Source organism: Fibrobacter succinogenes (assembly GCF_902779965.1).
Classification (GTDB): domain Bacteria; phylum Fibrobacterota; class Fibrobacteria; order Fibrobacterales; family Fibrobacteraceae; genus Fibrobacter; species Fibrobacter succinogenes_F.
This window is the reverse complement of sequence record NZ_CACZDK010000006.1, coordinates 39,186-64,720: the sequence shown is the minus strand read 5'-3', so window position 1 is coordinate 64,720 and position 25,535 is coordinate 39,186. Positions and strand designations below refer to the sequence as shown.

The window sequence follows — 25,535 nt, the reverse complement described above, 5'->3', positions numbered from 1 at the left end:
TTTTACAAGCGCCGCAAAAAACAAACGCCGCAAAATTCGTGCAAGTTAAAGGTTCAATCAAAAGCATCACGTTTCATAGCCTGCAAAACGGCTTTACCGTGATGCGCCTTAACGACGCTGAAAGCAAGAAAGTCGTTGTCGTTACAGGAACATTCCCCGCTTTACAGCCCGGTGAAACGATTGCTGTAGAAGGCGACTGGGGTTCGCATCCGAAATATGGAAAGCAATTCCAGGCGACTTCTTTTGAATACCTCGCCACAGAAGACAACGACATTGTCGAATACTTGGCAAGCGGGCAATTCCCTGGAGTCGGGCAAAAAATTGCCGAACGCATCGTTGAAATTTTTGGCGATAAAACTGCCGATATCCTAGACAACGATCCTGACAAATTCCGAGAAGTGAAAATCAAAGGCTTCCCCGCCCGCAAGGTGGAAGCTTTTTTGGCACGTTGGCAAGAAGCGCGCCACAGCCGCGAGACGATGCTGTTTTTGTACAAGCACGAAATTGTCGGCAGTGTAGCCAAACGCCTTTGGAACAAGTTCGGGCAGGCGACAATTGAACGCATCACGCAGAACCCGTACATGCTCTGCGAAGAAGTCTGGGGCATCGGATTCTTGAAAGCCGATGAAATCGCGCAGAAAGTTGGATTCCCGAAAGACAGCCCCGAGCGTTTTCAAGCGGCATTACTTTACACATTGCAAGAAGCTTCCGTGAGCGACGGGCATGTATTCTTGCCCAAAAACGTTCTCTTGGAACGCACGTTCCGCAATTTGCGTTTAATGCAAGATGACGAAAGTGCCATCAACACGCTCCTCGATGAATTCGAAAAAGCAAGCGAAATCGGACGCATCAAACGCGAAGGCGACGACTGCTATTTTCCACCACTCTACAATGCCGAGCAGCGCATTGCAGACAACATCAAGCTCCGTTTGCGATACAACGAACTTTCAACGGAAGGCTTCGAAAACGCTCTTGCGCAGTGGGAACGCGAACACAAGTTCAGCTTTGATCCAATTCAAAGGCGAGCCATCCAGATGGCGCTATCGCGAAAGATTTCGATTATCACAGGCGGCCCAGGCACCGGCAAGACAACAATCCTTAAGGGGATTTTGTATCTCGCCCGCCAAATGGAAGAATGCGTAAGCCTCACGGCCCCAACGGGGCGCGCCGCCAAGCGCATGGGCGAATGCTGTGGCGAAAAAGCCCGCACAATCCACCGATTGCTCGAAGTAGATCCGATTTCGGGCAAGTTCCACCGCGACGAAAACAATAAGCTCCAATGCAATTTGCTCATCGTTGATGAATTCAGTATGGTCGATACGTGGCTTGCCGCGTCGCTCCTCGAAGCGACGCCACTCAACGCGCGAATTGTTCTCGTAGGCGATGCCGACCAGCTCCCCAGCGTGGGAGCAGGCAATGTGCTGAACGACTTGTTGCGTTGCCCCAAGATTCCGAGCACCCGCCTTCAGCACATTTTCCGCCAGGCCGGCGGAAACGACATCGCCGACAAAGCTGCCAAAATCAACCAAGGCATTTGCCCCTCGCCCATCGAAGGCACGAACTTCCACTTTTTGCCTTACGAGTCGGCCGATGAAGCTAAAGACATCATTGCCCGCCTCGTCACATTTGGCATCAAAGAAAAGCTCGATATCGATACGCAAGAGATGCAGCTCCTCACGCCAATGCGCAAAGGACCTCTCGGCATTTACGAGCTGAACAACTTCTTGCAAGACCTTCTGAATCCCGGCAAGGAACGCATCAAAATTGCAAGCGGCAACTGGAGCACAGGCGACCGCGTGATGCAAATCCGCAACAACTACGACAAGAACGTGTTCAACGGCGACGTCGGCATCATCTACAAAATCGGCAAGGAAACAAAAAAGATCACGGTTTTTTACGACGACAAGACTGTCGATTACGAGCCCGATGAAGTCGAAGAGCTCATCCTTGCGTACGCCTGCACCATCCACAAAAGCCAAGGTAGCGAATACCCCGCCGTCATCGTCGTGCTCGATTCAAGCCACAGCATTATGCTGCAGCGGAACCTCATCTACACCGCGATTACGCGTGCCAAAGGTCATGTGTGGATTTTGTCAGCTCCCGGTGCATTCTACCAAGCCGTGCGCAACAACCGCAGCACTCGCCGGTACACAAGACTCACCGAAAAATTAGGCTAGAGCCGTTTAATATAAACTTTCTGGAACGAGCTTTGTGTTTTCAAAGCGCGACCACGAGCGTCAAAACGTTGTTCTAAGTAACGAGACGAATTCACTGAAGCTTTTTCACTAACGCGAGCATTCGGCTTCAACGCAGTTCGCTCCTGCAAATCAAGCGTTTCTGTCACAATCCGTGACAAACTTTTTTCGTCAATTTTCACAGAGACCTTGTACTTGCCAACACTCGAAACAGTAAGCGTTTCAAGCGTGTCGCCATCCAAGAGGCGTCCGTCCTTGTACCACTGGAATCCAAAGCCCTTCGGCGCCTTGAGCGTCGAGCCATCTTGCGTTACATGCAACGTATCCATTTGCAAATGGGCATACACAATTTCTGCCAAGTGCTTTGCGCCTTCGACAGACGGATGCACCAAATCCGACAAGTACCAGCCCGGATTTTCGAGAGCGCTAAAACGCGAATGCAAGTCGATGACATTCACACCCTTTTCGAGCCCCGCCCGCAAAATCGCCGGGTTCACACGGTTCACGACCGCGGTATCGAGGATATTCCATTCTACGTTGTTCACATAAGGCGCCAAGCAAATAAAGACATGCGGCTTTGACTTCACCTGGAACGTATCAATCAACGCTTCAAAATCAGCCGTAATCGCCGAATCGACGGCCGCATTCTGCGCCGGAGAATTCCAAGTCGTGTAAGCCTTCGAATCGTTTGTACCAAGCTCAATGATAACCGTATCTGCCGCAAATTCAATCGCCGGCGCAAAGCGGTAACCTTTCCAATACGAAGCCTGATCATCCTTGCGGACCGTAAGCCCACTCACGCCAAAATTTTCGACCGTATCACTCAGCGCATTTTCGCGCAGCATCCCCTGCAAATGATGCGGATAACTCGTCTGGTCCGGCCAAGACTCAATCCCGTAACCATACGTGATACTATTGCCAACGCAAGCAACCTTACCCGCCGCAAACGCCGATACAGTCAAAGCCGACGCAGCGACAACAGTAGTCGCCAAAACATTCTTCCCAAACATATCCATAACCATGTGATAAATATAATCAAGAAAGAGGGCAGACGAGATCAATTACAACCGGAATTGGTCTATTTCTTCCTTAGTCAGTTCGCACATCGGCTTTCCGATTCTTTCTGCATAACGAGACAACTCCAATAAGTTCACATGCATTGAAGGAGCATCTTTGTACGGGTCAGGAGTGGCCCTATACGCCTCCATGGATTCCGCCAGAATGACAGGTCCCTTAGTTCCATTCATAGGTGTAAGTCTCCAAAAGATGTTTTGCCGATTTTTCGTTCACGAAAAATTGATATTCGTGCAAAGCCCCTAAAAATATGGCTCCTAATACTTCAATATAGTGATTAAGAAGTTCTTTGTTAAGGGCAAAGCCGTGAATTGCGCCTTGATATCCCCACTGAATCGACTTATCAGCAGCAATGGCAAACAGATGCCCTCCAACCCCAATGTATTTTTGCGATCCACTCAATCGCTTATTATTGCGAGGTGCGGTACATGCCCAATGGATAAATGCCGCAACAGAATTTTTGTCGTTTTTCACTCCGACAAGTCCCTGAATTTCGTTATTTTCCTTCAACGCAAGGGCAAAGACATCAACATTATCGGGAATTTCTATCCAATTGATTCCCCAACCATTCTTTTCGTTGAATTTTTTCAGGAATGAACGACTTTCGATTTTAAATACAACCGTTTCCTTGATTTCGCCAGTTTCGGTATCCTTGAGACAAGGAACAATTTCGTCAAGCCAAATGCCGACACCACCATTTTTCACATCATTCTTCATCTTTTAACTCCTCCCCGCAGACATGCTGAAAACAGCGGGGCTTTTGTTGTTTGCAGAGCAACACATTTGCTCATCCGTACACTAAATATAGGCTATCGGAAAACTATCGTCAAGAGGGTTGTACGTTTTTGCCGAACAATTTTGCATTTGCCCCACTTTCGAAAAACTCCACCAGCTTGGTGGAGAATTGGCAACCGAAAATTTCGACAGCAAATCTAAAGACAAAGCCAAAAAAGCGAAGTCCCACCGTGGTACGCATTGTTAAGAGGCGCCGTGGGAACTTTTGATAACAAATATAGCTAATTAACTTTTGTCAGACAATAGTCGCTATTCAATTCCCTTGTCCTTAATCCACTTTTCCATCTTGGAGTTATCGAAGATTTCATCATATTCGTTCTTATTCTTTACCTTTTGAAGCAGAACATCCCCATTAATGGAGTCGACGAAATTCTTGACATCAGGATTTTCCTCAATAAGACGATCAAGAGAATCCCAATCAATTTGTTCATGGATTTTAGCAGGAATTAGAACACTACTTTGTTCCACATTCGTTGCGTCGAGTTGGATAAAGCCTATGCCGAAAGAATTGTTAAGGCGTTGCATTTCTTCACGAAAATCATCATCTTGATCAAATTTCAAAGCGACCAAATAGCCTTCGTTAGCCCAACTAGAATTAGAAACCGCTTGGAAATAATACTCACGAAGAGTCGAGCTAGTGATTTCTTTTTTCATCTCAAATGAGAACAATTTCATTTTTGACTCATAAAAAGACTTAATTATATCCAGTGTTCCTGTTTGATACGAATCAAACGGGAAATAGACGGCCATCAAATCCGGATGCAACCAATGATTTCGCCCAATCTTATGTTTGGCTGAAGTCTCATGATAAATAGTCTTTGCATAACAATGAAAATGCGAATTCGAATAAACAAACTTCGTCAAAAGCGGATGTAAATCCCGTTCCGAAAATATTGTCTTAGGCTGTTTTATTTTTTGTTCTATGTCAGTAATCTTTACACCATTTTCAACATATTTCTTAAGAGCAAAACGCACAGGCCGCGTACCAATTTTTGCAAAAATAGTTTTAGCGTTATCCTTCATATCCACATATATTTGAGCGCAGATGGATTGCCAAGGCGTTTTACCAGAGGAACTACACTTGTTTTGAATTCCATATTTTTCAGCCTTTTCCCATATTTCCACATGGGAAAGTGCTTGGATGTTCTCGCGCTTTTTGGCTTCTTCAAGAACTTCTTCAGCAAGCTTCAAAAATGTATATGTCATAACGGGCTCCTTTATTACTTGTAATATAGATTATTCCTCATCCTCGATATAAAGGTCTGTTCCGGAAAAATCCTTCGACATTGTATCAAAGACACAAATTCCATCGTTTTTTCCTAATCATCAGCCCCCCCCAAGCCCAACAATAGGCCTACTTGATTATTTTCCATAACGAATGTAGCTTTAAAGTACCTCAATGAAGAACAACTCAAGGAGTTAGAAATGGCATTCGTAAGCATAGGACAGAAATATGGTTTTGTGAGTGCCGGCGATGAATTTCGCAAAGAACTTGCCGAAGCCCGAGCGGAAACACAAAAGGTACGTGACGAACTCACCAAGGCCGAAGCCGAAAAGCTAGAAACAGCTAGGGCCCTTTTCAAAGATGGGGTCCCTTTGGAAACACTAATCCTCAGATTCAATCTGACCAAAGACCAAATTCTCCCATAACGCAAAAGGACGAGCAGAACTCGTCCTTTTTACATTCACGATTTTCGCAGGCATTTACCGCCCTCGCCCATCGCGCTTATGTATTGTATTCCCTGTCGGGGTGTTCCGCCATCTCGTCCAGTTGAATCTGATGGATGACCACATGGCCTTCGACAAGGCTCTTTTGCACATCGATAATGCGCTGGTTCCAAGAACCTCTGAACTTGATGTCCAGCGACTTTTTCGCCATGACAAACGGACCGTCAATGAGGATATCCGCAAACGAGAGCAATTCAAAGAGCTCCGGCTTTTCGGGCGTAAGCTTCATCAGCTGTTCGTACGTGTATCCCGTGAAAATCACGAGATTGAGACCGCGTTCCTTGATTTCGCGTGCAAGCGGAACAAGTGCCGCCGCCTGGTCCATCGGATCGCCTCCGCTAAACGTCACGCCATCGAGCAACGGATTTTCCTTGATCATCGTGATGATCGCTTCGCGCTCGATAAAGTGCCCGCCCTCAAAATCATGAGTCTGCGGATTCTGGCACCCTGGGCAATTGTGGTGGCAGCCCTGGGTAAACACAGTCAAACGGATACCGGGACCGTCCACGAATGATTCGGGCTCAATCCCTGCAATCCGCAGTGGAGGATAATCATCCATCTTACACGCCGTGCTTTACGCGATCGTTGACTTCGGCGCGCTTAGCGTTGTTGAAGCGGTCGACTGTACCAACGAGATAACCCGTAATGCGACGGATACGTTCGAATCCGATTCCTTCTCCATACTGAGACATTTCCTTTTCAGACATTTTTCTGTACTCCTTGATTGCGGCTTCGCCGCAGTTCTTCGAGCCATTCTGAGCAATCCAAGAATCAACTGGATCCTTCGACTTCGGGCTATGCCCTACGCTCAGGATGACACAAAATCTAAGTTCCGAATTTCTAGTAACTAGTAACTCAGAACGATTAACTCATTATCTAATCCCTCTGAATGCGGGCATTCCGGGGAATTTCTTTCTAAGTTCAGCGAGCTTTTCGCAAGAGATGGCATGGCCTTCACTACGTCCGCAGCGCGGGCACACATCGCCAATCACGCCCACGAATCCGCAAACCGGGTCGCGATCGACAGGGTGGTTGATAGAACCGTAACCGATTCCGACCTTTGCCATGTGCTTCACGATCTTTTCGAAAGCATCCAGATTCTGCGTCGGGTCGCCATCGAGTTCGATGTAGCTGATGTGGCCAGCGTTCGTGAGCGCGTGGTACGGAGCTTCCAGCGAGAGCTTCTTGAAAGCCGAGATTCTATAGTAAACCGGCACGTGGAAAGAGTTCGTATAGTAATCGCGGTCGGTAACGCCCGGGATAATGCCGAACTTCTTCTTGTCCATGCGCACAAAGCGGCCCGAGAGGCCTTCAGCAGGTGTTGCAAGCAAGCTGAAGTTGAGGCCCAAGCGTTCGGATTCCTTGTCGCAGAATTCGCGCATGTGACCGATAATCTTAAGGCCGAGTTCCTGTGAAGCTTCGGATTCGCCGTGGTGCTTGCCCGTAAGCATCACGAGCGTTTCGGCAAGGCCGATAAAGCCAATGGAAAGCGTACCATGCTTGATGACTTCGCCCACGGTATCTTCCCAGCCGAGCTTGTCTGAATCAATCCACACGCCCTGTCCCATGAGGAACGGGAAGTTTTTCACCTTGCGGCGGCTCTGCACAGCAAAGCGTTCCATGAGCTGGTCGCTCACGAGTTGCATCATGCGGTCGAGTTCCTTGAAGAACAAATCGACGGACTTCATCTTGATAGCGATACGCGGGAGGTTAATCGAGGTAAAGCTCAAGTTGCCACGGCCATAAGAGATTTCGCGGCTCGGATCGTAATGGTTACCAATCACGCGGGTACGGCAGCCCATGTACGAAATTTCGGTTTCCGGATGGCCCGGCTTGTAGTACTGCAGGTTGTACGGAGCGTCCTGGAAGCTGAAGTTCGGGAACAGGCGCTTGGCGCTCACGCGGCAGGCAAGCTTGAACAAGTCGTAGTTCGGTTCGCCCGGATTCAGGTTGATGCCGTCCTTGACGCGGAAAATCTGGATCGGGAAGATAGCCGTTTCGCCACCGCCGAGGCCTTCTTCAGTCGTGAGGAGCAAGTTCTTCATGACCATGCGGGCTTCAGGTTCCGTACACATACCGTAGTTGATGCTGCTAAACGGAGTCTGGGCACCGGCACGGCTGTGCATGGAGTTCAAGTTGTGCACGAAAGCTTCCATAGCCTGGAAAGTGGCCTTGTCAGTTTCTTCGAAAGCCATCTTTTCGGCAAACTTCTGGGCGTTCTTCACCGTTTCGGCGTCATAAGTTTTGGAAAGTTCGTGGACTTCAGTTGTCTGGAACTTTTCATTCGGCACAAGCGTTGCGACCATGCCCATTTCGGCCATTTCAGTGTGAAGCTTTTTCACCACCGGCAAAATTTCTTCTTCGGTCTTGCCCGTCAAAAGGATAAGCGCCTTCACCATGTTCGAAAGGTAAGCCTTGCGATACGTGATGCGAACGCCATCGGCCATAGCGTAATCAAAGTTCGGCACGGACTGTCCACCATGCTGATCGTTCTGGTTACTCTGAATGGCGATTGCAGCAAGAGCGGCGTAACTGCGAATATCCTTCGGTTCGCGCAAGTGACCATGACCCGTATTGAAGCCATTCTTGAACAACTTAATGAGGTCAATTTGGCAGCAAGTCATCGTCAAAGAATAGAAGTCAAGGTCATGGATGTGAATGTCGCCATCCATGTGGGCGCGGCTGTGTTCCGGCTTGAGCATCATCATCGTGTAGAAATGCTTAGCGGATTCGCTACCATACTTGAGCATCGTACCCATAGCGGTATCGCCGTCGATATTAGCGTTTTCGCGCTTGAGGTCAGATTCCTTGGCGGAGCTGAACGTAATGTCATGAAGCGTCTGCATGAGGCGAGTATTGACTTCGCGCACGCGGGTACGTTCGGCACGATACAAGATATAGCTCTTAGCAGTATCGGCGTAACCACCTTCGGTCAAAGCCTTTTCAACGGCGTCCTGGATTTCTTCAATGTCCGGCTTGGTCTTGTTTTCGGCTTCGAGATGCCCAACAGCTTCGGCTGCAACCTTGAGGGCAGCGTTTGTAAGAAGGTCGTCGTTTCCAAGCAAATTCATTTGCGCTTGGGCGGCCTTAATCTGTTCATCCAATTCGCCAGAGGCTCTAAACGCTTTGATTACAGCGTCTGCAATCTTCTCGATATTGAACGGCATTTCGCGGCCGTCGCGCTTCTTGACAGTAAAAATCATCTACAAAAAAACCTTCAATTCCCTTTTTCACAAATATAGTCAAAATCCTCCGATTTTACTATATCTTGTGCTTGAGGTCGAACCACCCCCACAAGATGTAGATCAACCACACTACAAGTATAATAAATAACGGACCATTTTGGAAGATTTTTCGCACGTATTATGTAATTTTTTTATAATATTTCCTCAACTTATCAACAGAAAAAAAATAATGAACAATCAAATCACAATTCTTCTATCGCATCCGAACATTTCTAACTCCATGTTCAACAAACACTTAGTGGATATCAACAGAAAAAATCCCAATTTTGTGTTTCACCACCTTGACAAAATCAGGGTTAATGGTTACTTCGACTTGGAAGCCGAAAAAAAATTGCTCCGCGAATCGAAAGCAATTGTTTGGCAGTTCCCTATATATTGGTATAACAGCCCGGCAAGTTTGCGCGACTGGCAAGACCAAGTCATGAGCCCGATCGTGTACAGCGCCGACAACTTCTTGAAAGGCATGCCCGTTCGCGTAGTCTTTACCGCAGGCGCCGCCGCCGAGCACTACACCCACGAAGGCCTAAACCGCTACACCGCCGAAGAAATGCTCATCCCGTTCGAAATGACCGCAAATGCAGCAGGCATGAAGTGGTTTAAACCGTTTGGCATTTACGGCTGCGGCCCGGATATGCCAAAGGCAGCCCTCGAAAAGGCTGCCCAAGATTACGAAAATAGTTTGTTAGAATTACTTTAGTTCAAAAACAACTTGAACAGAAGCGCTGACCTCGACGGAATCAGCAATAGCGCTTTCGTCGGGAACAGCTTCTGCAGCGCCATCCATCATCACGCTTTTCGCCATCATAACGCCATTCGTGCGCAAGCGCATTGGCCTGTAGTAAACTCCGCCGCCTTCGCCATTGATTTGCAACACGCGGCCAATCTTTGCCCCAACGCCTTCGGCGTAATCCTTTGCTTTGGCCTTAGCCTTCTCGCCTACAGCCTTGATGACCTTAGATTGCACGCCATCCACGTCCTTGAGCTGTGCCGACGTGCGATGAATTTCAACATCCGCTTCCGAAGAAAGAGCCTGCACAAGAGCAGCAGCATCAATCTTTCGGTTCACCGTAATCACAAAATTCTGCGTGGCCACATAGCCAACGAGTTCGCGCTTGCTGTTGCGATAAGACCATTCCTTGCGAATGTCAATGCTGTTCTGTTCCACGTCCGATTGCGGAATGTCGAGCGATTTCACATTCTCGAAAATCACCGAGCGGCGTTCCGCCAAGCGCTTGGAAACAGCTTCTTTATCCTTACCGCGGATTTCGAGGCTAAAGCCCATCTCGAACTTGTCGGCGGCAAACTTCTTGGTTTCGGACGCCGAGACTTCGATGTGCGGCACATCGATTGCCGTAGTGCCATTGGCATTGGAGGTTGTAACTGCAGGAACGCTTGCCGGTTGCGCATTGAATACGCGAATAATCAAGCACACGCACACAACAAGAACGATGAGATAGATGATATTGAGCATTTTTTGCATCATCATTTTACCCCTTTTTTATTGGTTCAACTTTTATGAACTTAAAATAGTCATTTTCTAGACGAAAGACCACATTACTTGAGTTCCGCAATCACATTGACGCGAGAACTGACCTCGACGGAATCGGCAATCATGCCCGAAACATCGGCACCCCCCAAAAGACCGGCCAAACCTCCATCAAAATAAGCGCCATTCGAAATTCCACGGCTGTTCCCAAGCACGCTCTTGCCTCTAGCACTGGATTCATAAGAAATCTCGTTAACCACATTGTAATCGTAAGACGTGTTGTTCCCCACATACACGACATCGCCCACCTTGCCACCAAAGCCTTCGGCAATCGCATGCGCACGAGCCATGGCCTTACGCCCAGCAATTTCAGTCACGAGGACCTCAAGAGAATCGCGATTTTTCAATACAGAACGAACATCACCAACAGTCACATTTTCGGCGCCACCGACTTCCGCCAAGAATGCGGCCGCATCCTGCTTGGACGTAAAACTGACGGTCACAAACTGGCGAGCCCTAAAACGATTCTTTTTAGACTCGTTGTTCGTAAATTCCCATCGGGATTTAATACCTATCCTTGCCGTATGGACATCTATTTCAGATTCCGCGACACCCAGATTTCTGGCAAGAGCCACAATGGAATCCTTCACAAGCCCCACCTGACCGTAAATTTTCTCTCTGTCATCGCCATCTACGACAGCCCCTGCAGAAATCGTAAACAGATCCGCCAAGAATTTCTTCGATTCTTCCTGACTCACCTGGACATAAGATTGCTTGGGTTCATCACGTCCCTTTAGCTGCACAGACACATTCAATTCTGCGCGGATGCCAACAGAATCCGAATAGCTAGCATACTCTTTAACGTTGGAATTGCCTTCGGCAGCTAGAATTCTCCCCGCCGTAGCCCCGACGCTCCGGGCATATACATCGGCCTGTTTCAGCACTTTCTTACATGTACGCTTTATCGTTTCAACCTCTAACGAATCCGCATTTTTCAATACGCCAACTGTCTCAAAATCATCAATAAAATCAAGAGTTGCAAGTTTACGCCCAACCGCATCGCTAAGGGACTTGTTCGGAAGCTTTATCTCGACTCCCTGTCTGGCATCATAGCCCACCTTAACCCTCTTGCCATTGTTGCGACGTTCGAAATCACTAGAAATGCTCATCGAATAGAGATCGTAGTTTGATTTATCGACATTCAATTCCTTGAGCATCAAAAGAACCTTTTCTCGGCTTTCGTTCAGCAAGCTAAAAGCGCGGCTCTTTTCCTTATGCTTTTGAACAATCTTGAACGTTATCTTATACTCGTCAGCGAGAAACATTTCTTGTTCGCTCGTCGAAAGAGAAATGACATTCCAGCCGTCCTTGACTTTAGCCTGTTCGCTCGCAACCTCAGGAGCTGTCGATGCCGCAGCATCCCCCTTGTTCGCCAGGTCATCACGCCCGAGTTTCATCGAAAGAATCAGGCACACGAAAGCAAGTACAATGATAACGATGTACGAGACCTTGTTCTGCATATATTTCTCCTTTTTCAAAACATCCACAAAAAAAAAACGCAGGCGAATCATCCCTGCGGAATTCATTCAACGATAAACTACTTAATTTCTTAGTTGCAATTCAGAAAAATAATATTTACGGGATTTCTACAAAATATTTTTCGTTTGGGGAATATTTTTCATAAGAATCTCTTTTATCCCAATACCATGCGGTATAATGATAAAGAGTATCGTTTGTATTTGGAAAAACGATTGGCTCCACTTTATTCCAATCAATATTACGATCGGTTCTATACTTGTATTGCTCTTTATCAGTTCCAAAATACACTTGCGTTAACAAAACAGATCGAAAATAGCCATCCATATTAATGGTCTTTTTAGCAAGCAAAATACGGTTTCCATTTTTTTCATTCTTTAAAAAAATATCAAAGTTGGCTTTACCCGTCAACGGAGAGCCACAATTAAAAACATCACTGCCAGAGAATCGCCTATTACAGTATTTTTTTTTCAAAAGCTTTTATTCGACCATTTTCATTCCAATCATAATTTAAATCCCGATAAGTCATATAAAAGTCTGGACTTACATTTTTATCATTAAGAACATATTCTAAAGAATAATCATCGAAAATCTCTCTGGGGCCATCTAAATAGCCCCAAACAAACATCCGTTCAGCATTATTGTAATAAAAGCAGGACGTTAGTAAAAAGGACAATACTATCAGAAATAAACATTTAACCATATCAATAAGACCAATAATTTCTATAAGCCCATGGAATAAAAAGGAAAGCTTCAACAATAATAATTTTAAATTTCATGTTAAATCCTTTTTTTGAAATTTTACATTAAAATAAAAAAAATTATGGAATTTCAACAAAAAATCGGTCTTCAATGAGATTGTTTTCATACTTTTCTCTTTTATCCCAATACCATGCAGTATAATGGTAAAGAGTATCATTTGCACCTTCAAATACAATCGGCTTCATTTTACTCCAATCAATATTAAAATTCAACCTGTTTCTATATTTTGCAGTATCAGTCCCCAAATATACCTGCGTGAGTAAAACAGAACGATAATAGGCATCCATATCAATAGTCTTTTTCGCTAACAAAATACTGTGCCCCGTTACTACACTTTTCAGAAATACTTCCACATTAACTTTACCTCTCAAAATGTATCCACAACCAAACACATCCATAGCAGGAAATACCACATTACAAAAGCCTCGAAAAAATCTTTTTATCACTTTTTGAACAGCACCATTTTCATCCTTTTCAACCATCAACAGAATAGGAACATCAGCAGTATCTCCATTAAACCGGTACACCAACGTATAATCTAAGGTTTCACCGAGATCATAATTATTTTTTCTATCATTATCACTATCAATAATTCCCATCACAGCCAATCGTTCTGCTTTGTCATAATAACTAAAGCACGATGAGAGCAGAACAGACAGCGATATTAAAAACAAATTCTTAATCATACAAAACATAATGTATAAAAAAATCCGCAAGTGGGTAATCCTGCGGAATTCATTCTACGATAAACTACTTAATTTCGTTACCGCAATTCGGAAAAATAAACTTTACGGCAAAGACGCGATTTGCAATCTCTAAAAAAATCTTTTCCAAAAGTGGCTAATTAGAGCGAGTTTTGGTAATCTTTTCCGACCTTGTTCACCACAAAACTCTATTATGCTTGTAAACATAAATAAAAGTATATATCATATTCCCTAAAAAGACTATAGTAGAACTATACCACCGCACCCCATAAACAAAATCCGGATCTACCAGATTTGTCAAATATATACTGACCAAAATGGGACCACCAAAAGATCCCAATACAACGACACTACTCAATAGCCGTAAAAGAAGCAATACAAAATCCCATTTCTTATCCGTGACATAATCATGAGCCTTTACAAGCAGTACAAACAACGCTATAAAAGGAATACTGATTAAGAAATAAAGAACTATCATCCGCGTTTTGCGCAAACAAGGGGCGACACAAACTTCAACACCACCGCCACCACAATTGTCGTGGTCATGCTGATGAAGGGCATCCACGGCCAGCTGAACGTTTTTTCAAAAACCGCAGGCACATGAAATGCAGGGATTCCCTGGATAAGTACGAGGCTTACCATGCCGCAAATAACGGCGGTAATGACTTGCCAGCTTTTGAGATTCTTCACGAAGAACGCGAGGAGGAACATGCCAAGGAGCGGGCCGGTAAAGAGTCCTGTAAAGAAGAGGGCGTTCTTGAGGAGGCTCCCCTGCTGCGTTGCCGCGAATAGCGCAAAGAACACGCCGAGCACGCCCCAAATAACCGTCCAGATTTTAGCGCGCTTGAGACCGCCCATTCCCGCGGATTCATCCCAACCGAGAAAATCGTGTTCCGAAGTATTGCTAAGCGAATTGATGGCACCCGAAAGGCTACTCATGGCCGCCGCACAAATCGCAGCGACAATCAAGCCCGTCACACCGACCGGAAGCCCGTTCACGATAAAGTACGGGAATACGTCATTCTGCCCGATGCCCGCCGGAACTGTAGCCACTTTCGAAACGTTGTAATAAACATAAAGAGCGGCGCCCACCCAATAAAAGAGAATCGAGACCGCGCAACCGAGCACCATCGAAAGGATGCTTGAACGGTTCGCCGCCTTCACGTCCTTGCAGCTGAGGTAGCGCTGCACGAACTGCTGATCACAACCGCGAATGGCGATTTCAAGAATGGCATACGCAAAACCCGCCGAGATGAGCGTGCGCGCATTAGAAACATCCATCGACGCATTCCACCAACGCGTCTTGCCCGCTTCGCTTGCGAGAGTTGCCATTTCGCCAAAGCCACCCACTGCATTTGCAATAAGCAAAAGCACCAACGCGCCACCGCCAAAGAACACCACAAACTGCATAACATCGGTCCAGATGACCGCCTTGATGCCGCCAAACCACGTGTAGAAAATGGCGACCGCCGCCGAGACGATAATTGCAAGTTTCAAGTCGATGTGCAAAATCTGCGCAAGCACAAGCGATGGCGCATAAAGTAAAATTCCCGTGCGGAGCAGCAAATGCAAGCAGTAAAAAATCGCAGCCAAGCGGCGCACCGACTTGCTCCCGAAACGCACTTCGAAAAGTTCATAAGCGCTGGAAATGCCCGACGTGCGGAATCGCGGAATGAACACAAAACCCACCACGAAAATGCTGAGCAAGGCGCCAATCTGGAACATCAAAAACGTCATGTCGTCGCCATAGACGTCGGCAGGCGCGCCCAGGAACGTCGTTGCACTCACGGATGTCGCGATTAGGCTGATGCCCACGGCCACCCACGGCATGGAGCCACCGCCGAACATATATTCCTTGAGGTTCTTGTTGCCGCGAGAAACCCAGAGTCCAATCGCAAGCGAGAGGAGCAAGTAAGCGAAGAGAACTATCCAATCAATAGCAGTGAACATAGGTTAGTAGGAAGTAGGAAGTTAGAAGTGGGAAGTAGGAAGTTAGAAGTAGGAAGTTAGAAGTTAGAAGTAGACAGTGGTTAGTGGTTAGTAAACAGTAAAAATGAAATCGTCATCCTGAGGGGTAATCCCGAAGGATCCAGTGAAATTTATTGCATGCAGAACTTAACTGGATTCATCCTCCCGTTGGTCGTCAGAATGACGGCCCCCAAAGCTCGTGATACATTCAATACCTGACCTCTTTCGTCTATAGCCACGCAGCGGCGTTCTTTCGTCTTTCGTCTGTAGGCTCGTAGAGCCGTTCTTTCGTCTAAATCACACCGCATCCGTTTCAATTTTTTCAAATTGAACGACCTGATTGCGCCCGCCTTCCTTAGCCTTATAAAGCGCTTGGTCAGCATTATTAACAGCCTTCTTCATATCCGCAAATTCCGGTTCCACAAGGAAGGCGCCAATGCTCACCGTCACGCGGAGCGGATCCGTCAAGTGCACGTTGAATTCAAGCTTGCCCACAGCCTTACGAATACGTTCAGCCGTTTCAATCATGCCTTCCGGAGTCGTATCGATAAGAGCGACCACAAATTCTTCACCGCCATAGCGCGCAACGACATCAATTTCTTTACGGATTTCGCCGCTAATCGCATTGGCAATTCCTTTAATAACAACATCGCCGATCGGGTGACCATACGTATCGTTTACACGTTTGAAATGGTCAATATCCATCATCAAGACGCCAATGTTATACTTTTTGCGGTCTGCGCGAACTTTTTCTGTGCGGAGAGCTTCCTGCAAAGAGCGGTGGTTCATGAGCCCCGTTAAGCCATCGCGAGTAGCGAGGTCCTTGCCCTTTTCGAACTGGCAGGCGCGAGCATAGGCAAAACCGGCAACGCCCGCGAATGCCTTGAGCAATTTCTTTTCGTGTTCCTGATAGCGGTTGTTGTAGCGGCTTTCAAGGCAAATGGCAAGTTCAGCAGTCTTGGAATCCGGTTCCGACGATACCGGCATTACAAACAACTGACGAAGTTCCATATTGCGCTTTTCGGAATCATTCAAACGCGGCACATAATCGGCATAGCCCGAATTGAACGAGCGGAATACCGGGCGGTTCCTCATAAGAGCAAGGACAAAAATTCCCTTATCAGACAAGGTAAATTGTTTATCGACAAACTGTTCGGAATCCATGCCCACGCAGTAAATCACGCGGCCAGTCCCTTCTTTCGGCTTGTCGAGCAAAAGAATCGTCAAGCGGTCAAACGGCATGTTTTCCTTAACGTATTCAAACATTTGTTTGTAAATATCCTTCACAGACATCGTCTGGAAGAACTTGCGCTGGTAATGGTAAAGCGTACTGAACTGTTGCTGTTCAATGTAGTTCTGTGCCGAGATAAAGCTCTTGAAGCTCACCATGTACATTGCATGAGCAATGAACGTAAGCGCCTGCGCTTCGGCGGCCGTAAATGCATTCGGGTGCAGCGAGTCCACAAGCAAAACACCAAGGCGGCGTTCATCGCGGTCAAGCAGCGGGACACCCACCAAAGACCGAATTTGACGATTTTCAATGTAATACGTGAGGCGCTTTCCGACAAGCAAATCGCCTTCCAAAATGCGTGAAACTTCTGGGCGCAAGAGCTGGCTCAAGATGCCCATATTTTCTGTAATTTTTGCACTTGCGTCAATGATATTAGGAATATCGCTTTGGAACGTTCTCAAGCGAAGTTCGTTCGCGCTCCCGCCACTCGTAAAGATGGTAAGCGTATTCGCCTGCGGCATAAGCACCTTGAGGCAACGCAAAATATCGGCAAATGCTTTATCGACATCCGAGTTTGCACGCGCCCATACCTGATTGACACGGAGCGAAGAGTTCGGCTCGTTCGTATCCATTTTGACGTCGTTCGTAAACTCATTACGGAGATCCGGAGAGACCACCGGCGTAAGCGCTGTCGAACGTTTATTGCTCTTGATAACCGGAAGTACAGATGTGTTCGGCGGAACATTCGGGCGGTTCATACAAGCAAGCGAAAAAGCAACAACCGCAAACGGGATAAGGAACAGAAACATCCCCCCCTGAAAAGCGAGACCTAGCAACGCACCAGCAACCACAAACAAAATTTCAGACACGGACATTTAAAACCCTCTACAAGCGGAATGATCGGTATAACATGACAAACGCGAGACCGGCATAAATAAAGTGACTGTTCCACGCCGCCCAGAACGGCGACAAAGCCCCATTTTCACCCATTTTAAGGCCTATTCTCTCTAGAATATAATAGCTAAAAACGAGCAACAGACCAACACCGAATTTTTGGGAAAGGCCCCCAGAACGGCTATAACGGTGGCAAAGCGCCGCCCCGATCAAAAGCACAATCAAGTTCATCCAATGCGCAGAATATTTGAACTGGAGCGCAGTCTCCATGGCACGGGTATCTTCGCCCGAACGGCGCAGCACGTTGATGCGCTCCTTGACCATTTTGGAATCCATTTCGTCAGCGAGTTGCCTTTCGTTGATGAGGTCATTGGGGTGCGTATTGACTTTACCCTTCATGCTTTCCATGCGAACTTGCGAAACTTCGACAGAACCATCTTTGTTGAACACGCGATGGAAGCCGTTTTCAAAGCGCCAGAACCCCGCCTTAGTCACCGAATCTTTTTCGATCCAGCGGATTGCACGAACATCGTAACGTTCGACCAAGCGCCCACGATCGCGTACAAGCAGAACAACATCTCGGCCTATTTTGTTCTTACCGGAGTAATGCTTAAAGAACCAGCTGTTCTTTTCGCTATCGATAAACGTAAAGTCTTGTTTTTCCTTGATGCGCGGATTCTTACGTTTTTGCGCATTGGTTTCCATAATTTCAAAACGCTTGTGGTTTGCATCCGGGAGCCAGTGTTCGCTCATTTCGTACGAACCAATCGACATGAGAATGCCCAAGAAGAATATCGGCAGAAGCGTCTTGAACGGACTTTGCCCAGAGCTCTGCATCGCACTCATTTCAAGGTGACGCGCCATATTGCCCACCGAAGCGAGAACCGCAATAAACAAAGCAACCGGAGTAATCAAATACAAAATATACGGGAGATAACTCAAGTAATAATCGGCTACAGCCTTCATGTCACGGGCAAGCCAAGTCTTGATATTACCAACAAAGTCAATCACAACAAAGATGAGAATGGCCCCGCACACCACGATGAGGAACATCTTCAAGAAATTCCAGATAAGGTATCGAGAGAACTTCATCCGAACCTCTTCTTGAGTTTACCAAACAACCAACCAGCAGCCCTGATACAATAGATAACGCCTGTATACTTGCCAACGATTTTAAAGAAGCGTAAAACCTTGGAATTGCCCGAGAAGCGGTCGCGAATCATCGCTCGCGTAAGGAGAATCCCGATTATGCCGATGATGACGTTCGAAATCCACATGGCAAGTTCCGGAGAGACAATCAAGCGGTCGGCCAAGTTTTCGCCACCGATAAGGCAAATCCAATAAATGACAAAGAACGCGAGGCTATAGAGAATGCCTGTGCCAATGCCGCCCTTGCGCGCCATGATTCCAAGCGGAGCACCAATCAGCACGAAAATAAAGCAAGCAAACGCGGTGCTGAACTTTTTATGAATTTCAACCATGTACTGCGCAGCGCGTTTGAGTTCGCCTTCCATGCGGCCCCAAGCGCGTTCTGTTGCACGGAGCGAGGCTGCCTCTTGCACGCGGATTTTGCGGAGCCCCTGCACGAACTGTAAGGAATCACTCATCGGAACACCACTGGCATCCGCAGGCAAAACACTATCGCCCACAGCATATTCACGAATGCGGGCAAGCGTAGGCAAACGTCGAGACTTAGCCTGCACTGCCGCCGTATCGTACTTGGCACGAGCATCCGTCACCACGTCCCACATCATCTCGACTGGCATTTCGCGGTCGCTGCGGTAACTGCGGCTACGGCGTTCGAGGCGGTCATCCACGTTTTGCATGGCCAAATCCTGCGAGAAGAAACGGATACGGAAATAGTTGTCCGCATCATCAGGATCGACGAGATGCGTCTCGCCACTGCGGAGGCGGAGCATAAGCGTTGCGCCGTTATCCACATAGTCCATCGTAGCGCTGTCGGCATATACAATACGCGGAGCGCCCTTCTTTTCCATTTCAAAAATCTGGATCCCGTACAACGTTCCCGAAACAGGATCGATGCGGTTCACCCAGAGTTGCACACCCGGGAACTGCGTAATGAGTCGCCCGGCATCGACAAACACATGAGGCTTCTTGCGCGATACGGCGTTCATGAGTTCCACCGAGCGGTGGTTTGCCTCCGGGAGCACCCAGTTGTTGAACACGACCATCAAGACCGAAAGCAAAAGCGCTACAAGCAGCACCGGACGCATCAAAGACAAGGGCGAAATTCCAGCCGCCTTGACAGCCGTGATTTCTTGGTCACCGGACATGCGCCCAAACGTCATGAGGCTTGCCACAAGCACCGCCATCGGGATCGAAAGCGAAAGCATCCATGCCAAGTTGAGCGCAAAAATTTCAAGAACTGTAGATGTAGGCAAGCCCTTGGACAACACATTGTCCAAGATTTTGACTAAAAAGTCAACTACAAACAAAAAAGTAATGCCAAAGAGCGAAGCCAAAAAAGGACCTATTAGCTCTTTCAAGACATAGCGGACTAAAATCATTTTTCTCTAGAGTCGTTTTTTTCTACTTTACAGCATGAAAGTTAGAATTAACCAAAGAAAAAAAATGAAAAAAGTTTTCAAGAGTACCCTGTTCGTTCCTCTTTTCCTTTATATGGCAACCATGATAGGTTGTTCCTCTACTTCGTCGAACGAAAAAATGACCCACACCGACTGGTGCCAAAAGCGCTACGAAGGTGCAGAACAACTTTTCAAAGCCCAGAAATACGGACGCAGCGTCGAAAGGCTCGAAGAAATTCTTTCTACCTGTGCAGGTTCTGGCTACATGGAACAAGCGCAGTTCTTGCTTGCCGAAAGCCATTTCAACCTGGAGCAGTGGATTGAAGCCCGTGGCGAATACGGCAGCTTTATCGTGAACTTCCCCGGCTCTCCATTTGCAGAAACCGCCGAATTCCGCAAGGCAGTCTCTTCGTTCAACATGGATTACAAGATTGACCGTGACGAATCGAACACGACAACCGCCATGAAGGACTTTGAACGCTACCTCGCCAACCACCCGAGCACACCGCTCCGCGACTCGGTGGACTACTACTACAACTTGCTCGTGGACCGCGTCGCCGAAAAGGAATTCCAGACGGGTCGCCTTTACTTGCGCATGGAAAAGCCGCAGGCTGCCGTAATTTACTTCAAGGAATTTTTGGAAACATACCCGAAGGCAAAGCGCCGCCAAGAAGCGCTCTTCTTGATTTCGGATGCCTACACGGACCTCGACCAGTTCGAAACCGCAAGAGAATTCCTCGCCATCGCCCAGAACGAATCTAGCGAAGACAAGGAAATTCAAAAGCGCGTGAAGAAGGCCGAAGATAAGATTGTCAAGGCCGAAGAAGCCTACGAAAAGCGCCTCAAGAAGGAAGCAGAAAAGAAGCGCTTGCAGAAAGAAGAAAAGACTTTGGCTAACTAGGCGACCGGATGAAATCGAAGTCCAGAAATATCATTTTTTCGCTCGTTGCCGTTTTGTTGATTGCAGCAACAGGTTTTGCCGCGAGCGAAGAAAAGCTGGACCACGACAATTCCATTCTGTCGGTCTTTTTGCAACCGTCGATTTCGTTCATCAGCTTTGAAGAACGCAAATACTTCCAAGAAGCCATCGACACCCTCTATTATGGATTCAAAGAAAACGCTGTGAACAGCGCCGAATCCTTGAACGTCGCAAAACAGGATTTCCAGAAAGTCAATTTTTGCTTTCCGATTACCGCCGGAATCCAGTGGCAATTTGTCGAAGACCACTTTTTAAGCGCAGGCGTCGGCTTTATCTACGACAACGAATCAGTGGTTTTGACCGACCGCAAGAGCAACACGCACAGTTACGAATACACACTGCAAGGCATTCCTTTTTATTTGGAATACAGATTTGCATTGCCCAAGAATTTTATCACGCTCAGCACGGGCGGACTTTTCAGCTTGGCCGTGCGTTGGTACTGGGTGCTGCCGGGCACCGAAATTTACACCACCTGGGGTAAACTCGATGCCGAAACACCGCTCTTGGGTGCTGGTTTTGGCGTAAGCGTGGGCTACCTTTTTGCAACCTGGAAGAGCTTTAAACTTTATGGCGACATCGGATTTAATTCCATCTCCGTGAAGTCGAACAAGAAATTCTCGGACATTGTGCCAAATGGTCCAGATGAAAAAGCTAAGTGGAACCTTGGTGGGATACAATTGCAAATTAGAGGTTCATTTGGGCTGTGGAACAAACCAAAGCCTAAAGACGACGACGATGATGATGACGATGAAAAGAAACCCAAAGTCAAGATTATCGACGATACGAAAAAAGATTCGACAAACGTAATTGCAGATAGCGCGAAAGTTGACTCGACAAACGCAATCACCACTGTTACAGATTCGTTGAAAGCAGTTCAAGATTCTGCAAAAGTCGCAGCCGACACCGCAAAAGCAATTGTAGATAGCGCAAATGTTGTAACAGGTACCGCGAAAGTCGCAACAGATACAGCGAACGCAACTCTGGATTCCGCTAAAACCGCGCCAAAAGCTGCAAAAGAACCGGCTACACCAGAAAACGCACCGGCCAAAAGCTCGCCTACCGCACCCGCCGAAAAAATCAAAACGAAAGGGGACTGATGAGTTTTTTACCAGGGGAAAAATTGCGTTATGCCGAAACGCATTTTAAGTTCAAGCTACCCTGGTCGCTCCTTTACAAACCGTGGCCCGAAATCATTTTCGACGCACCGTTCCAATTCGTACCAGGTGTTGAACCCATGTTATGGATTGTCGTGCGTGACGCCGACCGATTCCCGACAACGATTAAAAATGCGGAAATCGTTTTAAAAGTGCGGGCAGAAGATGCGCAGCCTCAAGATTCGCAAATAAAAAATGCGCAACAATCGGGCATCGTCATCCGCAAAGACTTGAACATCGAAGTCCACGAGCAGATGAAATTTATCCCGATTGCGCTTGGAAAAATTCCGGCGAGCACTTACGAAGCGCACTGCAAATTGACAGTCGAACGCAACGGAAAAACGCAAACATTTGAACGCTGGAACTTGCCGCGTTTAAAGCCCGTTCCGCTCCGCTTTAAAGTTTTGAACGAAGAGTTGCCCATAGCTCTCGGCTACGCCGCGGGCGAAATGCATTGCCACACGTATTACTCCGCAGACCACGTGGAATACGGCGCCACGCCCGAAGTCTTGCAACAGGCGGCAAAAGCAGTCGGGCTCGATTTTGTGAGCTGCACCGATCACGCTTATGATTTCGCCTTCACGCAAGAAGACTTCACCAAAGAAGCCGATTCGCCTGTACCCAGATTCCAAAAATTGCGCGAAGAAATTGCGGCGCTCCCGAAAACAGACGAAAACGGAAATCGCTTACCGCTCATGATAGCAGGCGAAGAAGTTTCCGCAGGCAACAGCAAAGGCGAAAACGTGCACATGACCGTCCTCGGCCCCGAAGGTTACCTCCCGGGACTTGGCGACTGCGGCCGCTATTGGCTCGAAAACAGGCCCACACGCAGCATCAAGCAAATTCTGAACATGACCGAAGCGCATTGCTTTGCAGCGCACCCGTTCCAGCAAATGGGACTCTTGGAAAAATTTGTTTTCCGCCGCGGTTACTGGAAACCCGAAGACTTGAATATCAAAGGCTATCATTCCATTCGCGGACTCCAGTTCTGGAATGGCATTCGCGATGAAGGCTTCAAGCTCGGTCGAGAATTTTGGATAAATGAATTAGGCAAAGGCAATTATTTATTGCCCATCGGCGGGAACGATGCTCATGGCGATTTGAACAGCATGACCGCAGTGAGCTTACCGCTCATATCGCTCAAGCACACACGAGCGCATATTTTCGGAAATGTCCGCACGGTAATTAAAGTAGGAAGTAGGAAGTTAGAAGTAGGAAGCGAAGCAAAACAAGAATCCCCGCTTTCCCTCGACGCCATCAACGCCGCCTTCGCCGCAGACAACTGCTACATCACAGACGGGCCCGCCCTCTGGTGGGAACGCGACGACAACGGCATCACATTCCACGCCCGCAGCAACAAAGAAATGGGAGGCGGCTTCCGCTACATCCGCATCTACGGTCGCCGTGAGCTCCCGAACGGGAAACTCGCGCCCACCGAAGAAATCATGCTCGGCAGCCTCATCGCAGCCCCAGACCACGCCGATATTCCCGTCGCGACATTCGGCTTTGCCTATGTGCGCGCCGAATGCGAAACGGCTACAGGAAAATTCGCTCTCACCTCGGCAGCTCAGATATTCTGACAGAGTTTCAAAAAAATGCTTTAATCATTTGCTTTTGAAACATTTGCATGTTATCTTTTGAATAAGTGAGGAACCTATTGTTTTTGGTTTTTAGTGAATTTTTACTTTTTTGAGCAGATTTCCCTTTTTGGCACGCGGTTTGCTTTTAAACAAAAACAGTGAGAATAAAATGTCCGTTTTTACTAACGATGCAAAAGGAAGGTAGCCATGCCCCGTTTTATGTCGCCGATGATTCGCCGCAGGCCAGTTACAGATAAACTTGACGAAGAGTCTCGCGCCGTTGGCCCAAACGCAATCTTGCCGACAAATCAAGAGTCCGCTCAATCCTCCATCGAACAAAACGACGAGCCCGAACAGCCTTCCGACATCCGCATCAGCGAAGGCGCATTCAAACAAATTCGCGATGAAAGTCTCGTTCTCTTATCGCAGGGAATTTCGCACCGCATCGAGCTTTCCGAAGACGGTCCTTTCCAGATTTTTGTGGAGCCCGACAAACGTAGAGCCGCCCAATTCCAGATTCGCCTTTACCACCGCGAGAATCCACCGCGCAATGAGAATCCGCCCCTCCCGCTAAAGCTCACACTCCAGCCGCTATGGGTGCTAGCTGTTCCCGTCATCTGCACGTTGCTCGACTTTTCAGATGTATTCATCCAAATGCACAACGCAGGCATTGCCGATGCCGCAAAAATTCTGCGCGGCGAATGGTGGCGCACAATTACCGCCATGACACTCCACGGCGACAGCCGCCACCTTGCATCAAATCTCGTCTCAGGGTTCCTCGCTTTAAGCCTCCTGCACTACCGCATCCCGCTTGCAAAACTCGTGCCGTTTCTCGCCGTCGCAAGTGCAATTGCCAACTTTTTTGTAGCGCTTACAGTGCAGACAAACTTTCGTTCTATCGGTTTTTCCGGATTCGTTTTTGCAACCATCGGTTGCCTCGCCGTCATTGAATTCCGTCTCATGCCGCGCGAAACGCACGGCATGCTCCGCAGATTCGCGCCGCTCTGCGGCGCCGCCTCGCTCGCCGTATTCCTCGGCCTCGGCGAAAATGCCGACATCCTCGGCCACCTGTACGGTTTCATCGCAGGCCTCCTTTGCGGATTCATCCCCAAAAAGAAAACGCTCCGCTGGGGAGCGCCTACAGAAGTAACAGATATTTTTTGGATTCTCGCTTACTATGCATTATTCGCCATCGGCTGGGCACTAGCCATCTGATAGCGATTCATTAAAGAGCGGAGCCGACTTTCACATTTTTTTCATCCAGTTTTTTCAGTTCTACATAGAACCTTTCCACAACCTGTTTGCGAATTTCATCCTGTTCTTCTACGCTGAAATTGTGGTTACGCGATTTGAACTCAGCCACCAGCTGATCACACTTGGCCTTGTCGTACTCATGCGTTTCGCACTTGATGCCGCTGTCAACCACATCATTTACAAATTTCTCCGGCGAATCTCCACATGCTGTAAAAGACAATGATACGGCGACCACTGTTGATGCCCATAAAAATATTTTCATGGCGCTCCCTCCATATTTTTTGTTGTGGATAATAAGAATATAACTTATAAAGCTTTTACCAAGTGTAAATTCATTTTTATGAAGTTCTTTTTAATACAAAAAAGCCCGTCCCCGATAAGGAGACGAGCCTAAATTCAAAAAA

At 47.5% G+C, this 25,535-nt stretch carries 22 protein-coding genes; 7 read left to right on the top strand and 15 right to left on the bottom strand.

Going from position 1 to position 25,535, the window contains the following annotated elements; all coding sequences use genetic code 11:
* The first annotated feature begins 38 nt into the window (after positions 1–38).
* A complete protein-coding gene (locus HUF13_RS04435; protein ID WP_173473995.1) occupies positions 39–2,177 on the top strand; it encodes an ATP-dependent RecD-like DNA helicase in 2,139 nt (712 codons plus the stop codon).
* On the opposite strand, the gene HUF13_RS04430 is transcribed toward HUF13_RS04435, so the two are convergent.
* The 3 genes from HUF13_RS04430 to HUF13_RS04420 all read right to left on the bottom strand — a co-directional run bounded on the left by HUF13_RS04430 (position 2,174) and on the right by HUF13_RS04420 (position 5,270).
* Positions 2,174–3,205 (bottom strand): GDSL-type esterase/lipase family protein, encoded by a 1,032-nt coding sequence (locus tag HUF13_RS04430; protein ID WP_304038811.1) that lies wholly within the window; start codon positions 3,203–3,205, stop codon positions 2,174–2,176. The genes HUF13_RS04435 and HUF13_RS04430 overlap by 4 nt on opposite strands.
* Positions 3,206–3,428: 223 nt before the next feature.
* Positions 3,429–3,986, bottom strand: coding sequence for a hypothetical protein (locus tag HUF13_RS04425; RefSeq protein ID WP_173473993.1), 558 nt, complete (start codon positions 3,984–3,986; stop codon positions 3,429–3,431).
* 327 nt (positions 3,987–4,313) lie between these two features.
* Positions 4,314–5,270: a COG2958 family protein gene (locus HUF13_RS04420; RefSeq protein WP_173473992.1), complete on the bottom strand. Its 957-nt coding sequence runs from the start codon at positions 5,268–5,270 to the stop codon at positions 4,314–4,316.
* Between the two features lie 219 nt (positions 5,271–5,489).
* On the opposite strand from HUF13_RS04420, the gene HUF13_RS04415 reads away from it, so the two are divergent.
* On the top strand, positions 5,490–5,714 hold the full coding sequence (locus tag HUF13_RS04415) for a hypothetical protein (RefSeq protein ID WP_173473991.1): 225 nt from the start codon (positions 5,490–5,492) through the stop codon (positions 5,712–5,714).
* Positions 5,715–5,790: 76 nt separating this feature from the next.
* Here HUF13_RS04415 and nrdG read toward each other — a convergent pair whose 3' ends face one another.
* The 3 genes from nrdG to HUF13_RS04400 form a co-directional block, all read right to left on the bottom strand.
* Positions 5,791–6,351: an anaerobic ribonucleoside-triphosphate reductase activating protein gene (gene nrdG / locus HUF13_RS04410; RefSeq protein ID WP_173473990.1), complete on the bottom strand. Its 561-nt coding sequence runs from the start codon at positions 6,349–6,351 to the stop codon at positions 5,791–5,793.
* 1 nt (position 6,352) lies between these two features.
* Positions 6,353–6,499, bottom strand: coding sequence for an anaerobic ribonucleoside-triphosphate reductase (nrdD, locus tag HUF13_RS04405; RefSeq protein ID WP_072827513.1), 147 nt, complete (start codon positions 6,497–6,499; stop codon positions 6,353–6,355).
* Between the two features lie 165 nt (positions 6,500–6,664).
* Positions 6,665–8,995, bottom strand: coding sequence for an anaerobic ribonucleoside triphosphate reductase (locus tag HUF13_RS04400; protein WP_173473989.1), 2,331 nt, complete (start codon positions 8,993–8,995; stop codon positions 6,665–6,667).
* Between the two features lie 211 nt (positions 8,996–9,206).
* Here HUF13_RS04400 and HUF13_RS04395 point away from each other — a divergent pair, with 211 nt between their 5' ends.
* Complete coding sequence (locus tag HUF13_RS04395) at positions 9,207–9,734, top strand: NAD(P)H-dependent oxidoreductase (protein ID WP_173473988.1); 528 nt, start codon at positions 9,207–9,209, stop codon at positions 9,732–9,734.
* On the opposite strand, the gene HUF13_RS04390 is transcribed toward HUF13_RS04395, so the two are convergent.
* The 8 genes from HUF13_RS04390 to HUF13_RS04355 form a co-directional block, all read right to left on the bottom strand.
* Complete coding sequence (locus HUF13_RS04390; RefSeq protein ID WP_304038809.1) at positions 9,726–10,523, bottom strand: SIMPL domain-containing protein; 798 nt, start codon at positions 10,521–10,523, stop codon at positions 9,726–9,728. The genes HUF13_RS04395 and HUF13_RS04390 overlap by 9 nt on opposite strands.
* A gap of 68 nt (positions 10,524–10,591) precedes the next feature.
* Positions 10,592–12,043 carry an SIMPL domain-containing protein gene (locus tag HUF13_RS04385; RefSeq protein WP_173473987.1) on the bottom strand — a complete coding sequence of 484 codons (1,452 nt, stop codon included), beginning with the start codon at positions 12,041–12,043 and terminating at the stop codon, positions 10,592–10,594.
* Between the two features lie 115 nt (positions 12,044–12,158).
* The gene (locus tag HUF13_RS04380; protein ID WP_173473986.1) at positions 12,159–12,533 is read right to left on the bottom strand and encodes a hypothetical protein; all 375 of its coding nucleotides are present in this window, start codon (positions 12,531–12,533) and stop codon (positions 12,159–12,161) included.
* 347 nt (positions 12,534–12,880) lie between these two features.
* Positions 12,881–13,507 carry a hypothetical protein gene (locus HUF13_RS04375; protein WP_173473985.1) on the bottom strand — a complete coding sequence of 209 codons (627 nt, stop codon included), beginning with the start codon at positions 13,505–13,507 and terminating at the stop codon, positions 12,881–12,883.
* A 492-nt stretch (positions 13,508–13,999) separates the two neighbouring features.
* Positions 14,000–15,475, bottom strand: a complete 1,476-nt coding sequence (locus tag HUF13_RS04370) for a sodium:solute symporter (protein WP_173473984.1) — start codon at positions 15,473–15,475, stop codon at positions 14,000–14,002.
* 315 nt (positions 15,476–15,790) lie between these two features.
* Entirely contained in the window at positions 15,791–17,599 is a 1,809-nt protein-coding gene (locus HUF13_RS04365) for a diguanylate cyclase (RefSeq protein ID WP_173473983.1), read from the bottom strand.
* 10 nt (positions 17,600–17,609) lie between these two features.
* Positions 17,610–18,710: an LptF/LptG family permease gene (locus HUF13_RS04360; protein ID WP_173473982.1), complete on the bottom strand. Its 1,101-nt coding sequence runs from the start codon at positions 18,708–18,710 to the stop codon at positions 17,610–17,612.
* The gene (locus HUF13_RS04355; protein WP_304038807.1) at positions 18,707–20,146 is read right to left on the bottom strand and encodes an LptF/LptG family permease; all 1,440 of its coding nucleotides are present in this window, start codon (positions 20,144–20,146) and stop codon (positions 18,707–18,709) included. Before HUF13_RS04355 ends, HUF13_RS04360 begins: the two co-directional genes overlap by 4 nt.
* 64 nt (positions 20,147–20,210) lie before the next feature.
* Between HUF13_RS04355 and bamD the strand changes: the two genes are divergently transcribed.
* The 4 genes from bamD to HUF13_RS04335 all read left to right on the top strand — a co-directional run bounded on the left by bamD (position 20,211) and on the right by HUF13_RS04335 (position 25,092).
* Entirely contained in the window at positions 20,211–21,065 is an 855-nt protein-coding gene (bamD, locus tag HUF13_RS04350) for an outer membrane protein assembly factor BamD (RefSeq protein ID WP_173473981.1), read from the top strand.
* A gap of 8 nt (positions 21,066–21,073) precedes the next feature.
* Positions 21,074–22,240, top strand: a complete 1,167-nt coding sequence (locus HUF13_RS04345; RefSeq protein WP_173473980.1) for a hypothetical protein — start codon at positions 21,074–21,076, stop codon at positions 22,238–22,240.
* Positions 22,240–23,877 carry a PHP domain-containing protein gene (locus HUF13_RS04340; RefSeq protein ID WP_173473979.1) on the top strand — a complete coding sequence of 546 codons (1,638 nt, stop codon included), beginning with the start codon at positions 22,240–22,242 and terminating at the stop codon, positions 23,875–23,877. Before HUF13_RS04345 ends, HUF13_RS04340 begins: the two co-directional genes overlap by 1 nt.
* Positions 23,878–24,084: 207 nt before the next feature.
* Positions 24,085–25,092, top strand: coding sequence for a rhomboid family intramembrane serine protease (locus tag HUF13_RS04335; RefSeq protein ID WP_173473978.1), 1,008 nt, complete (start codon positions 24,085–24,087; stop codon positions 25,090–25,092).
* Positions 25,093–25,102: 10 nt separating this feature from the next.
* Here HUF13_RS04335 and HUF13_RS04330 read toward each other — a convergent pair whose 3' ends face one another.
* The gene (locus HUF13_RS04330) at positions 25,103–25,393 is read right to left on the bottom strand and encodes a hypothetical protein (protein WP_173473977.1); all 291 of its coding nucleotides are present in this window, start codon (positions 25,391–25,393) and stop codon (positions 25,103–25,105) included.
* Positions 25,394–25,535 lie beyond the last annotated feature (142 nt).